The organism is Ignavibacteriales bacterium, from assembly GCA_026390575.1.
In the GTDB taxonomy this organism is placed as follows: Bacteria; Bacteroidota; Ignavibacteria; order UBA10030; family UBA10030; genus Fen-1298.
Genome location: JAPLFR010000009.1, coordinates 157,004 through 173,238, shown reverse-complemented (window position 1 = coordinate 173,238; position 16,235 = coordinate 157,004). Strand labels below are relative to the sequence as shown.

The 16,235-nt window shown below is 43.9% G+C and carries 12 protein-coding genes; all 12 read right to left on the bottom strand.

The annotated features are described in order from the left end of the window. Positions 1–38: 38 nt before the first annotated feature. The 12 genes from ispG to NTX44_09185 all read right to left on the bottom strand — a co-directional run bounded on the left by ispG (position 39) and on the right by NTX44_09185 (position 16,231). Positions 39–1,130: a flavodoxin-dependent (E)-4-hydroxy-3-methylbut-2-enyl-diphosphate synthase gene (gene ispG / locus NTX44_09240; protein ID MCX6121790.1), complete on the bottom strand. Its 1,092-nt coding sequence runs from the start codon at positions 1,128–1,130 to the stop codon at positions 39–41. A gap of 57 nt (positions 1,131–1,187) precedes the next feature. Beyond that, positions 1,188–2,099 carry a rhomboid family intramembrane serine protease gene (locus tag NTX44_09235; protein MCX6121789.1) on the bottom strand — a complete coding sequence of 304 codons (912 nt, stop codon included), beginning with the start codon at positions 2,097–2,099 and terminating at the stop codon, positions 1,188–1,190. Between the two features lie 149 nt (positions 2,100–2,248). Continuing rightward, complete coding sequence (locus NTX44_09230) at positions 2,249–3,514, bottom strand: phosphoglycerate kinase (protein ID MCX6121788.1); 1,266 nt, start codon at positions 3,512–3,514, stop codon at positions 2,249–2,251. A gap of 168 nt (positions 3,515–3,682) precedes the next feature. Further along, positions 3,683–4,750, bottom strand: a complete 1,068-nt coding sequence (gap, locus tag NTX44_09225; GenBank protein MCX6121787.1) for a type I glyceraldehyde-3-phosphate dehydrogenase — start codon at positions 4,748–4,750, stop codon at positions 3,683–3,685. Positions 4,751–5,067: 317 nt separating this feature from the next. Beyond that, on the bottom strand, positions 5,068–6,129 hold the full coding sequence (locus NTX44_09220) for a glycoside hydrolase family 88 protein (protein MCX6121786.1): 1,062 nt from the start codon (positions 6,127–6,129) through the stop codon (positions 5,068–5,070). 100 nt (positions 6,130–6,229) lie between these two features. Continuing rightward, a complete protein-coding gene (locus NTX44_09215) occupies positions 6,230–7,600 on the bottom strand; it encodes a sigma-54 dependent transcriptional regulator (protein ID MCX6121785.1) in 1,371 nt (456 codons plus the stop codon). A gap of 43 nt (positions 7,601–7,643) precedes the next feature. Next, positions 7,644–8,408, bottom strand: a complete 765-nt coding sequence (locus tag NTX44_09210; GenBank protein ID MCX6121784.1) for a hypothetical protein — start codon at positions 8,406–8,408, stop codon at positions 7,644–7,646. 60 nt (positions 8,409–8,468) lie between these two features. After that, positions 8,469–11,555, bottom strand: a complete 3,087-nt coding sequence (locus NTX44_09205) for a fused MFS/spermidine synthase (protein ID MCX6121783.1) — start codon at positions 11,553–11,555, stop codon at positions 8,469–8,471. Positions 11,556–11,588: 33 nt separating this feature from the next. Beyond that, complete coding sequence (locus NTX44_09200; protein MCX6121782.1) at positions 11,589–12,521, bottom strand: GDP-mannose 4,6-dehydratase; 933 nt, start codon at positions 12,519–12,521, stop codon at positions 11,589–11,591. 21 nt (positions 12,522–12,542) lie between these two features. Further along, positions 12,543–13,838 (bottom strand): phosphoribosylamine--glycine ligase, encoded by a 1,296-nt coding sequence (gene purD / locus NTX44_09195; protein MCX6121781.1) that lies wholly within the window; start codon positions 13,836–13,838, stop codon positions 12,543–12,545. Then, positions 13,835–15,157: a glycosyltransferase family 4 protein gene (locus tag NTX44_09190; GenBank protein ID MCX6121780.1), complete on the bottom strand. Its 1,323-nt coding sequence runs from the start codon at positions 15,155–15,157 to the stop codon at positions 13,835–13,837. The genes purD and NTX44_09190 overlap by 4 nt, the downstream gene beginning before the upstream one ends. A gap of 3 nt (positions 15,158–15,160) precedes the next feature. Continuing rightward, on the bottom strand, positions 15,161–16,231 hold the full coding sequence (locus tag NTX44_09185; protein ID MCX6121779.1) for a Xaa-Pro peptidase family protein: 1,071 nt from the start codon (positions 16,229–16,231) through the stop codon (positions 15,161–15,163). Positions 16,232–16,235 lie beyond the last annotated feature (4 nt).

Genomic DNA, 16,235 nt, shown 5'->3' with positions numbered 1-16,235 from the left:
TTAATCATTCCAGGTTCTTACATTTCCGTTTCTCTTTATTAACTTTTTGGCTGGAACTTTTCTACTTCTTCCAATATGGTAGCAACAATTTCGTTCTCTTTGACGCGCTTGATCATCTCACCTTTGCGATAGAGAATGCCGACCCCTTTGCCTGCTGCTATACCAATATCTGCAGAACTTGCTTCTCCGGGACCGTTCACCACGCAACCGAGCACTGCAATCGTGACAGGTTTCTTTACCTTTGCAAGTTTTTCTTCAAGCTCGCCCATGATTTTAAAAAGGTCAACTTCGATCCGGCCGCATGTTGGGCATGCAATTAATTCGACAGTGCGTGAAGCAAGGTTAAGCGAACGCAAAATTTCTTTTCCTACTTCAACTTCCTTCACAGGATCGTCGGTAAGCGAAACGCGAATCGTGTCGCCAATTCCTTCAGCAAGTAAAGCACCAATACCAACCGCCGATTTAATAGTGCCGCTGCGTGTCGGTCCAGCTTCTGTGACACCCAGATGCAATGGAATGTCTGTTCGTTCCGCAACAAGCCGATACGCTTCAATCATCAATTTCACGTCCGTGGATTTTACCGAGATGACAAGATCTTTGAAGTCATATTCATTACAAATTTCCACGTGGCGCATTGCACTTTCGTACAATGCTTCCGCTGTTGGGTAGCCATGTTTTTGGAGGATATCTTCTTCCAACGAACCGGAATTCACTCCAATACGAATAGGAATACTGCGCTCTTTTGCTGCCGTCAGTACTTGTTTGATGCGATCCTTCGATCCAATATTGCCGGGATTGAGACGAACTTTTGCCACACCGGCTTCAATTGCCTTAAGAGCGAAAATGTGATTGAAATGAATATCTGCGACAATTGGTACCGGTGACTGTTTTACAATTTCAGTCATTGCAGCTGCAGCTTCTTTGTCATTAACCGTCACTCGAACAATATCGACACCGGCTTCTGTCGCTGCTTTGATTTGTGCGATAGTACCAGCAACATCATCCGTTTTTGTTTTTGTCATTGTTTGTACAGAGATTGGCGCATCACCACCGACTTTTATGCCGCCGATATTAACTTGCCGAGTCTTCCTTCGTGTAGTTACCTTGTATGTCTCGTGTTGTTGGCTCATCGATCATCTATCTTTCCATATAAAAACAAAGGGCACGATGAATCGTGCCCCTACAATTTAATTCATACGTTTACTTGCTTCGAAGAGTATCTTCTTCTCTTCCTCCGATAAACTTTGATATCCGCTTCGGCTGATTTTGTCAAGAATCTCATCAATGCGCTTTTGTGCGTCCACTGGGGGCTCTTTCGGTTCGAAAGATTTCGATTTGTTTATATCAAATACCTTTGCATCCACTACATCGCCCGAAGAAGTTGTTGGATGGCTCCAAGGCGCAGATGACATCCACGATTGAAAAGTTCCGCGACTTTTTCCACGAGTCAATTGCCGGCGATCATATAAAATATAAAGATATCCAGCGACCGCTCCGCCAAGATGTGCAAGATTAGCAACATTTCCCTGTCCGCCCACCGACATGACACCAAAAACAATGAGGATAATGACAAAGTATTTTACTTTCACTGGAATCAAGAAATAAAGAAATATGTATCGATCAGGGAACATCGCTGCAAAGGCAATCATAACGCCGTAAATTGCTCCAGATGCCCCGATCGTTGGGCCAAGCGCTGGCTCAAAGATCGGCGAAAGTATTAGCTGGGATAACCCAGCCGCCACGCCGCACGATAAATAATAAATAAGAAATTTCTTTGCTCCCCAAATATGTTCAACTTCCATCCCGAACATCCATAGCCCAAATACCATATTAAAGAATAGATGCCAGAAATCTGCATGCATAAATTGATAGGTAATAAGCTGCCACGGATAGAAACCCTCACCGAGTGGCATCAAACCAAAAACCGTTGTTAACACCATATGCAAACTTATGCCGTTAAAATGGAACGCACTGAAGAACCACATTAAAATAAATATGGCACTATTGGTGATCAATAATCCCTTTATGACAGGCGGGAAAAATTGGAATCCTCCAAACATTGAGGGACGGTAGTAATTGCCTTGATTGTCGTAAGCCATTTTCAGATTTTCTGCGCCAGTGGCGCAACCGCTTTCGGCGGAGATTTAATAATTCGGTGATTGTGTGATCGAAAAAATGCAGCCATTGTTTATCTGACAGCTAATTACTTTCTTCTTTTTACCTTTTACTTTCTACCTTCTACCTTTTCTCACTTATCATTCAGCGCCGCAACACCCGGCAGAACTTTTCCTTCCAAGAATTCCAATGAAGCACCGCCGCCTGTTGAGACATGCGATACGGCTTTATCGAGTCCGGCTTGTGCAATGGCCGACGCAGAATCTCCGCCGCCAACTACTGTAATCGCGCCCGCCTTTGTTGCAGTAACTAACGCTTGAGCAACGGCAGTAGTTCCTTTTGAAAAGTTCGGCATTTCAAATACACCCATCGGTCCGTTCCAAACAACCGTTTTCGCTTTCACGATTTCATCGCTGTATATTTTGATAGTCTCAGGACCGATATCCATTCCAATCCAATCAGATGGGATTGCGTTGATTTTCACTGTCTTTATCGCTGCTGCGTTATCAAACTTATCGGAAATGACACAATCGACCGGCAGCATCAACCTTACATTTTTCGCTTTTGCCTCATCAAGAATTTTCTTTGCCAATTCGACTTTATCTTCTTCTAACAACGATTTTCCGATCTCCAATCCTTGTGCTTTGTAGAACGTGAAGATCATTCCACCGCCAATGAGCAGCGCATCCACTTTGTTCATAAGGTTCTGGATGACATCAATTTTGCCGGATATTTTTGCACCGCCGATGATTGCAACGTACGGCTTCGCGGGATTCTCAACTGCTTTGCCGAGATACGCCAATTCTTTCTCCATCAAGAATCCTGCAACAGCCGGCAAATAATGTGCAATAGTCTCTGTAGATGCATGCGCACGGTGTGCAGTGCCAAATGCATCATTGACAAAGATATCGCCATAGGAAGCAAGTTCCTTCGCCATCTGTTCACGTTCCGCTGGATCTTTTGAAGTCTCTTGTTTATGGAAGCGGGTATTCTCGAGCATCAGAATTTCGCCATCCTTCAATCCGTCAACCATTGCTTTCGTTTCTGCGCCAATGGCTGCCGGAGCAAGTTTTACCGGTTTGTTCAGAAGTTCCGCAAGATGGGCAACGATCGGTTTCATCTTATGTTTGCCTTCGATGAACTTTGCTTCATCGAATGGCTTGCCATCTTTCTCGGCTTTCTCTTTTGCTTTCTGAGTATCTTTTTTCGGATCTCCAAGGTGTGACATGAGCACGAGATATTTTGGTTTTTGATCAAGGACATATTTAATTGTTGGAAGTGCTGCCCGCATACGGATGTCGTCTTGAATGACGCCGCTCTTCAGTGGTACGTTAAAATCCACGCGCATAATAACGCGCTTGCCGGTAAAACTTATATCGCTCACAGTTTTCTTATTCATTGTTTTTCTCCGTGAAGAGATGGATGTTTGATTATTCCGGCAACGCCGGAGTCCCTTTCATATATAAAAAACGGGCTTCGACCCGATAAGTCGTCAGCCCGATGCAGAAAAACATTCTGCCCGATGCTATTGTGCACCGGGCAGATAAAAATTGAACACATCTGAATTTTACTTCAGTTTCGATGCAATAAGGTTTGTCAAATCAACTGTGCGGACTGAATAGCCCCATTCGTTGTCATACCACGAAACAACCTTGAAGAATCTCTTTTCGCCCTTGAGATTGTTCTGCAATGTTGCAAGAGAATCATAGATGGACGATCGATCATCATGAATGAAGTCCGTCGAAACAACCTCTTCCTTACAATAACCGAGAATACCTTTGAGATACGTCTCTGATGCTTTCTTCATCAAACCATCAATCTCTTCAATGGAACTATCCCGAGTTGTACGGAATGTAAGATCAATGACTGACACATCCAGGGTTGGAACCCGAAACGACATACCTGTCAGTTTACCCTTTACCATTGGGAGAACTTCCCCAACAGCTTTCGCAGCACCGGTTGTGGAAGGGATAATATTATTCGAAGCCGCACGACCACCTCTCCAGTCCTTTTTGGATGGACCATCAACGGTCTTCTGTGTTGCTGTAGTCGAATGAATCGTCGTCATCAATCCAGTTTCAATGCCAACACCTTCCTTAATCAATACGTGTACAACGGGAGCCAGGCAGTTTGTTGTGCACGATGCATTGGATACGATATTGTGTTTTGCAGGATCGTATTCATTATCATTGACACCCATGAGAAGTGTTTTGACATCGCCTTTTCCCGGTGCGGAGATAATGACTTTTTTTGCACCTGCCGCAATGTGTCCTTTTGCCTTTTCGGAATCGGTGAACAAACCGGTAGATTCAATCACAATTTCAACGCCAAGTTCTTTCCATGGCAATTGCGACGGATCTTTTTGAGCCATCACGCACTTAATTTTATGACCGTTCACAACGAGAACATCATCCGCTTCCAATGAAGGATTGCTTTTCTCGCTACCTAACGTCCCACGGAAATGACCATGGATTGAGTCATATTTCAATTGATACGCAAAATATTTTGCGTCCGTGCTCACATCGACGACTGCAACGACATCAAGTGTTTTACCGAGAACACCTTTATCAGCCATAACATTGATAATTTGCCTGCCAATGCGGCCAAAACCATTAATACCTACTTTCACTGCCATTGTAATTATTCCTCCAAAGAGATTTTATGTAAGATACGCACTATCTATCCAATACTACCGATTTAAATTAGGTAGAAATCACAAAAAATGCAAGAAGATGCGGGAAAGCCATAAATTAATGAGATACTCTATCGTCTGATATCGCAAGAAATGTACGGGAACACAATCTGAGTGGACTTGAACTTGAGTGGTTTGAAGATGAATTAAATTCCGCTGTCACTCTTAAAAGCAGGCAAACAATGACATATCGTGCAACTCATTTTAATAAAGAATTGTTTCAGTATCCAAATGTTATCCTCATATAAGGTTTTTACAAATCACTTATTCAAGTCGTTATACGCCGCTTCCATTAATAGAAAGAACGCTTGTCCTTCGGTTGAGCGGCCAGAACTTTGAAATGCAGGCGCACCGCATACTCCTGTCAAGTATCCATGATCATCAATTTTCGCATAGGCGGCTTTGCGCATCTTTTCTGCTGGTTCTCGATAGGAACTTTCTAACCATCCGCCTTTTAGTCCTCTGAAAATTGAATATGCCAGCATTTGAGCGAGATTTAATTCGATAAATGTATCAGGTTCATTTACAAAATCATAGAACAAACCGTCTTTACACATATGGGCCAAACATCCTTTAAGGAGTTGTTTGTGATACTCAATGATTTTCTCTTTTTCTGATTTCATATTTTCTGGCATCATTCGTATGATGCGGCTGAACGATGCGGCGGCCCATCCATTTCCTCCCCCCCAGAATCTTTTATTTAGAAACTTCTGTTCACCGTCATGCCATCTGTGAGAAAATAACTGATGCTCTGGATTCCATAAAACCTTTCTTAACCCATCAACTTGCGCAAGAGCTTCATTATATTTTCCTGCCGCTGCAAGGAATGGCGGCGACATATAAAACCCATCACTCATGATTTGGGGAGAATCCATCGTATGATAAATAACACCTTCCTTACTTCGAGGTGCTTTTACTAAAAGCCATTCAAGCATTTTATCTGCGGCAACTTTAAATTCTTTTTCGCCTGACATTTGATATGCATGTAAGACTCCTTCCCCAGCCGCCGCAGGATCAATCACTCCATTATCAGAATACACGACCGATAATCTGCCATCGTCTCTTTGCCGCAATACCGCTTCTTTTGCCATCAGATAGAGCATCTCTTGATTCCCAAGTTCAAGCATTGCCTGCAGAGCGACTCCCTGCTCCCAAGAAGCGCGCTGCATAGAAAGCATTGCACGTGTTACCTTTTCCATGGCGGCAGACTGTTCACTTTTTTCAGACTTCTCTTCATTTGTTGTTTTAGCGATATAATATGGCAAAGCAGTGATTGCGCTACCAAGAAACGATGTTTTCGCTATAAAATTTCTACGGTTCACGGTGTCATCCTCAGATAAATGTTACTAACATTGCATCCCTATGTGAAGCCATCCCGGCTTGTCGGGACCCATCACGTGTATATCGTTTGCCACAGGGTGTTTATTCTTTCCCTTCATCTTCTCCCTCTTTAGCCAAGCCGTAACGTTTCATTTTGGTATAGAGATGGCTACGCTGGATTTCCATAGCTTCAGCGGTCTTGGTGACGTTCCACTTGTGAATTTCCAATTGCTTCTTAATGAACGCCGCTTCAGCACGCTCTTTGAATTCCTGAAATGTTCCACTCACATCGAGCGAACCTAGATCCATCCCGCTGGTACTTCCAAACGCATCGAGCACAGTAATATCAATCGAAGTGCCGTGTGATAAAATGACCAGGCGTTCCACTGCGTTTTTTAATTCGCGCACATTGCCGGGCCACTCGCGTTGAACGAGGACATGGATCGCATCATTGGAGATTTCCTTCCGCGCAATTCCATTCCGCGAACAAACATCCTCAATAAACGATTGAACGAGGACAGGAATATCGTCTCGATGTTCGCGCAGAGCCGGCGCGTGAATCGGAATGACGTTAAGCCGGTGAAAGAGATCATTGCGAAAATTCCCTTTACTAATCTCCTCTTCCAAGTTCTTGTTGGTCGCCGAAAGAACGCGGACATCAACAGCAATAAGTTTGCTGCCCCCAACACGTTCGATTTTTCCTTCTTCCAATGCACGAAGTACTTTCGCCTGCGCTTGCAGACTCATATCGCCAATTTCATCGAGGAAAAGAGTTCCTCCGTCAGCCTGTTCGAACTTGCCAATGCGCTGCGCTGTCGCTCCTGTAAAGGAACCTTTTTCATGACCGAATAATTCCGATTCAATCATTTCAGAAGGAATCGCAGCGCAGTTGACTTCCACAAACTGTTTTGCATTGCGTTTGCTGAAACGGTGTAGAGCGTGCGCGATCAGTTCCTTCCCAGTTCCATTCTCACCTGTGATCAATACGCGCGCATCCGTCGGTGCTACTTGATTGATGACGGCAAGTATCTCTTTCATCTTCTTGCTCTCGCCAAGGATGCGCCGCTTCCCTTCCACACTTTCTTGCAGCTTCTCGAAATCTTCTGAAAGTTTTGCATGCTGGATCGCATTACGAATGGTGACAAGAAGTTTATCACGATCAAGGGGTTTGGAAAGAAAATCGAAAGCGCCCAGCTTCGTCGCTTCCACCGCCGTCTCAATAGTCCCGTGGCCGGAAATCATTACCACCGGCAGCTTCTCATTCTTCTCTCGAATCTTTGTCAGTACTTCGATGCCATCCATGCCGGACATTTTCACGTCTAACAACACTACATCGACCGGCAAGCGATCGAGTTTCTGTAACCCTTGTTCGCCGTTCTCTGCAAACTCTACTTCGTAGCGATCGTATTCAAGAATCATCTTGAGCGATTCACGGACGGATTTGTCATCATCAACAATAAGAATAGTTTTCATATGAGTTTTCAGTCATCAGTGGTCAGCGAAGAAAGACTGGTTCCTATTTACGACCTTCATGTGGCAAAATCAAGTAATCAGATGGAAGTAATGTCTTTACGACCAACAAATCGCGGCCGAAACTTTTGCCTTGTTCGTTTGCACGTTTATCGCGCGGGTCATCTGTGCCGCCAACAACTAATTTCTCTTCTCCCCACTCGATAAGATTGCCAGTGGTTCGCGTGAATCCAGGTGACTCAGATGCAAAGGCAAGATATGCTGATCCAAAAAAATGTTGTAGTTTGTCATTATCGCCATGAGAGCCTGGCGGTGTATCTGCATACACTTGCGTAGGAAGATTTTTTACACGGGCATAGAAGATACTATCTGCTTCGAATGTCAGCGGCAATGCGAGTGACTTGAAGATCGGCATTTTAATATCAACATTTCGATGTTCAAGTACAGCCATAAACGAAAGAAAAAGTGCACGCGCAATATTGTATTCTGCAATCTTTAACGATTTCAAATAGATGGCATCGATAGCACGTATATCGCCGCACTGACCGCGTAAGATCTGAAATCGAGCATCACAAATATATTCTCTGATACGTTTCGTGTCGAGGATAATCGACGGCGTGAATATATCTGAGACAAATGCGCCAATCGAAAAGCCTTTATTCTTCCCTTCATCGAAATCCCAGGAAAGGTCATTCGGACTTTTTTCATCATTGCATTGCGCGTGTGCCGTTGTGCATAAAGAGAGCGGACATACACATAGAATGACACACAGCAATTTGAAAACAGATATATTGTGCCTCGGTATCACCATTTGGTACTTTTGTACTACGTATAAACTTCACACAGGTTTCCATCGACAACATCATGGACATTAATTGGGTTTTACTTCGTTGATCTTTTTTGTCCAAAGTTCATACACCAAATCTTTCGCCTCTTCGTTTTTTGGATTGATCATAACTGCTTGCAAAGCATAATCGATTGCGCGGTCATTTTTCCCCATCCAGTTAAGACAACGGGCAAGCCGCAGAAATACAGCATCATCGCGAATATTGAGATTACGTTCGTATTTGTCACGTATCTGTATGGTACGTGCGTATTGATCAGCGGCTTTGACATATCGTTGTGTTCCATAATAGAGATCAGCTAAGCTAAGACGGTAGCTGTCCACTGTGTCAGTTGCGAGATTGATACTTTTGTAGAGCAGATCCTCGCTTTCTTTAGTATCGATGGGGGTTAATATAGTTGTGCGATCGCGTTCGATCATGTATTTTAACCACGCATATTTTTCCAACACATCAGGATTGGTTGATTCAAGCTCTGCAAGTTTCTTGTAATATGAGAGAGCTTCTCGCGATAAGTTCAATAGTTCGGCCGTCTTCGCAAGCCGTTTCAAGAGCGGAACATCGTTTTGATATTTCTTCTGAAGATCACTGAGAACTGCATATCCAAAACGAGAAAAACTGTTTTGTCGTTCAGTATGGAAAAATCCAATATTGCGCAACTCTTCATCTGTTAACAACTTGTTTTCCATACGTTTTTTGAGTTGTATTTCCATGCCATCGCATCTTGTGCGTTCATCATATTGTGCAAGTTGTACTACGGTAGTACCTAAAAAGAATGTGCCTGGCGCGCCGTATTCTAATCTAGGATGATCTTCTGTATTTAAATCACCAATGCCAATATATCGCACCACCGATTCCGGCGGAAGCATTTCAAGTGAAAGCAGTGTTGCGGCATCTTGAAGTTGAATCTGCTGTAAATCTTCTTTCACACCTTTTAGGGATATGGCGGTTTGTATCCTTTCAAAGGTCATCGTTATTGGCTGATTTGAACCAATCATAATCACATCAACGTCCAGCGGTTGCCAGATTGATACATATTTGAAGCTTGATTGAAATGTGCGCACAACCAATTTAAAGAGATCGTCGTTCATTTCATAAAGATGAAACCATTGGACCATCAAGCCACCGGTATTCATCCGACGTTTACATTCTTCAAAAAAATCTGTTGTGTACAAATTGCCGATACCGGCAATCCAAGGATTCGATGGTTCGCTTATAATGATATCGTACTTACGCGGAGTAAGCTTGAGGTACGCAAGCGCATCTTCGATAAATAATGTCGTGCGTGGATCACTCAATGGATTATGATTCACTTCTTTAAAGTGCGACGATGCTTCTACAACTTCTGGTGATATCTCAACGCAATCCACACGCTTTACGGGATGCGTTAAAACACTACCAAGTGTGATGCCACTGCCAAGACCTATCACTAAAGCATTCAGTGGATCTTGATGAATAAAACATGGAAGTTGACCGAGGAGCACTTGTGTTGGCAAATCTCCTTTTGATGATGCATCTGCTTTGCCATTTACAATTAGGATTTTTTGTTTTTCACTGCCAACTCCACCTTCGACAACACCGATCGTTGCCGTTGTCCCTTCTTTATAGAAGAGCACTTTTGTCATATTTTCTTTGTCTATAAAATCTGCATACCTCATTGGCAATTGAGCATTTGAATGAATCCGGCGAAAAACACCAGACAGCATCGCTCCGCTGTTCCACGTTGGAACAAATATCGAATACGATATGACTGCACATACTACAATTGATAACGCAATGAACGTCTGGCGACGTGGAACCGAACCTGTAAAGAGAAGTACAAGCAAGGCAGCAAGTAGGTTACAAGCAATTCCGACTTCAATTGCATGCCTAACTCCAATCAGCGGAATCAACACAAGTCCCGCTAAGAGCGAACCAATCACAGTACCAAGAGTGTTCACCGCAAAGATGTTTCCAACTGATTTGCCAAGAACATGAATACCGCGGGAAGCTATGCGCGTTGCGACAGGAAGCGACATACCAAGAAAAATAGTGGGCATAATCATCAAAACGAAGCAGAAGAAAAACTGAATGGCAAGAAATATTGGATACGTAGCGTCACTGCGGGTGAGAAAAGACGCAACTTTCCAAAACTCATAAGGAATGCGCACGTACATTGGAATTGTTGCAAGCATCGATAACACAATACCAACCTGACACCACATGAGCATAGCGGATAGATTCTTTACTCTCTGAATGAGTAACGACACAATGAAACTGCCAATAGTTATCCCGGAAATAAAAGTCACAAGCATAAGCGAGAAAGAATATGTTGAAGAACCCAATACAGGAATTAATAATCGCACCCATGTCACTTCATAGATCATGGCTGCTAAACCGGAAATTCCAGCAACGACAATGGCGAAAATTACATCTCTACGGGGGAAAATAATTTCAGGCTCTTCCGATTCTTTTGAATTGTTTTTCTCCTGTTCCGTCTTTACCACAGACAATACAATGGCAATACCACCAATCAAAAAATTAACGACCGCTGCAAAATATACAGTTGTGCTCAATCCAAGAATTCGGATGAAGAAGAAACCGGCAAGCAGCGAACCAAAAACCGCACCTAAACTATTGAGAAAATAGAGTACTGCAATATTTCTGCCCGATTCTTCCAACTTGCGAGAGATAAAGCGAACAAGTATAGGTAGTGTACCGCCCATTAATATTGTTGGAACCAACAACGAACAAAGGCTTGTCAAAAACTTGAGAAGAAGAACAGCTGTTCCGTCACTAGGAAGTTGTAATGAAACAACAATCGAGATGAAAATACTTTTCAGGACTTCGAGGAACTTCGGATACAGCAAACAATAAACACCTATGCCTAATTCTAGAAAAGCATAGAGCCGAAGCGGATGTTCTGCGTGGTCCACTTTCCTTCCCCACCATGCCGAACCGATGGCAAGTCCACCCATAAAAGTGGCAAGCACGATGGTCTGTGCATACGTCGTATTGCCAAGAAAAAGCGAAAGATATTTAAACCAGACAATTTGGTAGATGAGTCCGAGTGCACCAGATACAACGAAGAGTATTCCTATGATTGAATGAATCGTTTGACGGGATAAAGTTTTCATCGAATGTGACTTTCCGCGTTTATTTGTAATTATTTATTTTATCTCTGAATATTTCTTTTTAAAATATTCCGCCGTCAAACGCAATCCTTGTTCTAATTGCACGGTAGGTTTCCAGCCAAGCTCGCTCTCAATTTTTTTATAACTGATGACACTGCGCTGCTGCTCACCGGCTTTTACCGGAGCGTGTTTTTCCGGACAGGGCGGATTGAGATGACCGCGCAATTCGAGGAAGAGTTTATTTACATCGGTTTCGATGCTTGTACCTATGTTGAAGACATTCGATCCATTGTACGTGAGAGCCAACACATTTGCTTTCACAACATCGCCAACGAACGTATAGTCCCGCGTCTGTTTGCCATCACCATTAATGACCGGCTGTTCACCTTTCAACATTTTATTACAGAAAATGGCAACAACACCGGCTTCGCCATGCGGATTCTGGCGCGGGCCATAGACATTTGCGTAACGAAGAATAACATGATTGATTCCATAAACTTCTTTGTAGAAAAAGAGATATTTCTCTGTGCAAAGTTTCGTGATGCCGTACGGAGAAAGCGGGCGCGTAGGATGTTGTTCATCAGCAGGAAAATAATCTTGTTCACCATAAATTGCGCCGCCGGTGGAAGAGAAGATAATTTTCTTCACTCGGTGCTTCTTTGCAGACTCGAAGATATTTAATCCACCAAGGACATTGACAGAAGCATCGAACTTCGGATCGCTCACTGACCGTCGCACATCCATTTGCGCCGCCAAATGATTTACCACATCGATTTTTTCTTTCTGAAATACATCTTCCAATTTTTCGTTTCGGATGTCGAGTTGATAGAATTTTGCTTTCGGATTTATATTCTCCAAAACACCACCGGACAAATTATCTACAATAACAACATGATGCCCTTCGGCGATGTACGCATCTGCTATATGCGATCCGATAAATCCGGCGCCGCCTGTTACAAGAATATTCAATGGTTCTCCCTGCTGATTATTTTATTTTGCATGTACATGCGTTAATGCTTTTTTGCCGATGTCACTGCGGTAATAAGCGCCATCAAATGTAATTTTCTCAACTGTACGGTACGCGTTTTGGATCGTCTGCTCCAGTTCATTATTAAAACCAATCGCTGTCACTCCGAGCACACGCCCGCCGGATGTAACAATTGCACTTCCTTCTTTTTTTGTGCCAGCATGAAACACCACGACGCCATCTTCTGCTTTGATGTTTTCCAATCCGAAAATCTGTTTACCGGTCTGGTATTTGTCCGGATAGCCATGCGATGCCATCACGACGCACACGGCTGAAGCCGAATGCAGTTTTACTTTCGATGAATCAAGCCGGCGTTCTGAGATGGAGAGAAATATTTCCGCCAAATCTCCGTCGATAAGAGGAACAACAACCTGCGTTTCCGGATCGCCGAAACGGCAATTATACTCCAGCACTTGAGGTCCATCTCGTGTTATCATCAATCCGATATATAAACATCCGCGATACGGCATACCTTCTTGTTTCATGCCGTCGAGCGTCGGTTGGACCACTTCATGCAGCACGCGCTGAAGAAGTTCATACGTCACAATAGGTGCTGGTGCGTACGCCCCCATACCACCGGTATTTTTTCCAAGATCACCATCAAGAATACGCTTGTGATCCTGCGCCGAAGCGAGTGTGGCAAATCGCTCGCCATCCGTCAAGACAAACAGTGACGCCTCTTCACCATTTAAAAATTCTTCAACGACAATGTGATTACCGGCAGAACCGAACGCTTTCTGTAAGACAATTTCATCCAGTGCAAGAGCGGCTTCCTGCCGGCTCTTACAAATAAGCACTCCTTTGCCTGCCGCAAGACCGTCCGCTTTCACAACCATCGGCGGCTCAATGGTGTTGATATATTTTTTCGCTTCGTCAATTGCAGTCGCTGCAAAGCTCCGATAGTGAGCTGTCGGAATGTGATGCCGCAACATAAAATTTTTCGAAAAAACTTTACTGCCTTCCAATTGGGCAGCAGCCTTACTTGGACCAAAGATTTTGAAGCCGCGTTCTTCGAAGGCATCCACTATTCCTTCAACAAGAGGCTGTTCGGAACCAACAACTGTCAGATCGATCTTTTTTTCCTTTGCAAACTTCAGCAACCCTTTGATGTCAGACGGCTTCAATGGTACGCAGACGGCACATTGTTCGATACCGGCATTTCCGGGTGCGCAAAAGACTGTTTTTACGTTCGGGCTCTGACGAAGTTTCCACACAAGTGCATGTTCTCTTCCACCGGAACCAATGACAAGAATATTCACGCTGATTGCTCCTTCACCTTCACAAATCCGGCACGATCATAATCCATGAGCAACTCGAATTGTTTCGCCAATTCAGCTGTGAGTGTTAACCGATTGAATTTTGCCGCAAACGATTCCTGCACGCGTTCTAATTTTTTCTGTTCGAACCGCTTGAACTGTTCGAGGATGGCACTCTCGTGCGCTGTGACATCTTTCAGCGGAACACAAATCGCCGCACCGCTCTCTTTGATGACCTGCTTCGTATATCCATCGGTGACCGAGGCGATTAAAGGCTTTCGCGAACCGAAATATTCATACAACTTGCCGGGTGTTTGGTAGTCGTTATCAATAACGAACCATAACACATCAGATTCAACTAAGTGTTTTATACATTCCCTATGCGGCAAATACCCCAGAAAGTGAACAGCATTCTGTAAATCCAATTTTTTCACAAGCTGCCGGTCTTCTTCACGCACGTTGCCAATAAAGTGTAATTCGACTCGTCCGCGAATCTTTGGATTCGCTTGTAAAACATTTGCGAGTGCTTGAAGCATTTTTACCGGATTCCTTTCGGCATAAAATGTCCCCGCGTGAGCAATTTTCATTTTTACCGGCTTCGCTCGTTTCTCAGTGTTCGTCGGTGGAAAATCCTCCGCATCAAATCCTTGCGAGATAATCATTACTTCATTGTAATCTACAGTTTTATGACGCCGCAGAATACTTTCCTTCACTCGCCGGTGCGTTACGATGACCCTATCTGCAGCTTTGAGAACTCGCCTCTCTAAATGTGTATGCCACCAGCGATGCAGAGGGGTTGGAAAATATTTGAATGGATAATCAAGCCATGCATCTCTATAATCCACCACCAGAGGGATCTCATACTTGCGTTTCAGTGCTGCGCCTATAAGAAAATCGGTTTGCGGCGGAGCAGTAGCAAACAACAGATCAAAGCGCTCCTGTTCGATGAGTTCCGATGCTGCCTTCACAGCAATGGATTTCCATCCGATCTTTGTATCAGGGATGAAAAATAAATCACCAAAGAATTGCAGTATCTTCCGCATCCGTTCCGAAGGCATCTTTATAACGCCTTGCTTCTTGAGTAAGCGATTCACATCGTAAGAATTTGTGCGAATAATCCTCACACCGGCCTCTTCTGCTTCCTTCAACAAGGTGTCATCAAATGCATAGTACCCAGTCGGTTCCACGGTGAGCACTGTCGGTTTCCAGCCGTATTTTGGAAGAAACTTCGCAAACTTCACCGTTCGCTGCACACCGCTTAATCCCATTGGAGGAAAATAATATGCAATGATTAAAACTTTTCTAAATCCGTCATTCGTCATAAATCACACAATAATTAATTCTTTTGAAGATGTTGTCAGTATGTCGCAGCCGTTTTCACGAACAACAATATCGTCTTCGATACGCACGCCACCGCGACCCGGAAGATAAATTCCCGGTTCAATCGTCATGACATTGCCAGTGTGAAGCACTGCCGCACTGAGTGCAGAGATACGCAATGGGTCGTGAACATGAATGCCTAACCCGTGACCCAGCGAGTGGATGAAATATCGTCCATAGCCATTCTGTCTAATGTATTTCCGCGCGATTGCATCAATTGAACGAGCCGTCACTCCGTTACGCACTGCCTCGATAGCTTTCTTTTGCGCATCAAGCACAATTTGGTACACGTTCTTCATCTCTGCCGAAGGATTTCCAACTGCAAGTGTGCGTGTCATATCGCTGTTGTATCCATGATAACAACAGCCAAAGTCCAGTACGACCATTTCGCCGCGCCGAATTTTTTTTTCAGATGCCCGGGCATGCGGTAAAGCTCCTCGTTCACCGCTTGCAACAATCGGATCGAATGCATCGCACTCAGCGCCGTATTTCCGATGCAAGTAGCTGATTTCCGCCGCGATGTCGCATTCACGCACACCCGGACGCACGAGCGTTAAGAGATTTTTAAACACTTTATCGCTCAAGCGAGCGGCAAAACGAATCAACTCAATTTCTTTGTCATCTTTGATCGCAGTGATATTTTCGAGAATGCTTTTTACGGAAATGAACTGCCTGAGGGGCAGCAGTTTTTTCAAACACTTCATATCCGCAACCGAAATATACTGACTCTCGAATCCGATGCGTGATTGTATTGGTATTAATTTTCTTTCAATAAGTACAGGAAAAAGATTTTGTTTCGCGATAATAATCTTGAACCCACGAACCTCCTGCGGCGCCTGACTTTGATATCGTCTGTCGGTTATAAAAAATTGTTTTGTCAGCGTAATGAGACAAAGTCCACAGGATCCAGAGAATCCTGTAAGATAACGGACATGCGCCCGTTCGGTTACAAGCATTGATTGGAGCCGAAGCTTCGTCATCAATACGCGTACTGCTTTTAGCCGTTGGTGAATCATCAAA